Annotated in this window: 1 protein-coding gene; it reads right to left on the bottom strand. The window is 68.9% G+C overall.

Features of this window, described 5'->3' with window-relative positions; all coding sequences use genetic code 11:
• On the bottom strand, window positions 1-557 hold a 557-nt coding region (locus HC022_RS28415; RefSeq protein ID WP_167454583.1), incomplete at both ends, for an LLM class flavin-dependent oxidoreductase.

Below are 557 nucleotides of genomic sequence, written 5' to 3'. Positions count from 1 at the left end.
AGCCGAGCGCTCCCGCCCGCACCATGCTCTGCGGTGTGCCGCCCGCCGCCACCCAGACCGGCAGCGAGCCGTCCACCGGGCGGGGATAGACCCCTTGCCGGTCGACCTTGGGCGTATGCGCCGTCCCCGGCCAGTTCAGCCGCTCCTGCTCGTTGATGGCGAGCAGCATGGCGAGCTTTTCCTCGAAAAGCGCGTCGTAGTCGTTCAGGTCGTAGCCGAAGAGCGGGAAACTCTCGATGAAGCTGCCGCGCCCGACCATCAGCTCGGCCCGCCCGTCCGAGAGGTTATCGACGGTCGCGAATTGCTGGAACACCCGGATCGGGTCGTCCGAGCTCAGCACCGAGACCGCCGAGCTCAGGCGGATGTTCTTCGTCACCGAGGCCGCCGCCGCCAGCACCGTGGAGGGCGACGAGATCGCGTAATTCGGCCGGTGATGCTCGCCCAGCCCGAAGACATCGAGCCCGACCTCGTCGGCGAGCCGTATCTCCTCGAGCAGGTCCTTCAGGCGCCGCCGCGCGTCGATGCGCTCGCCCGTGACGGGGTTGGTGCCGACGTCG

The organism is Salipiger sp. HF18 (assembly GCF_011806505.1).
GTDB classification, from domain to species: Bacteria; Pseudomonadota; Alphaproteobacteria; order Rhodobacterales; family Rhodobacteraceae; genus Salipiger; species Salipiger thiooxidans.
Note: the sequence above shows the minus strand (reverse complement) of the source record. Positions and strands in the feature narration are given on the sequence as shown.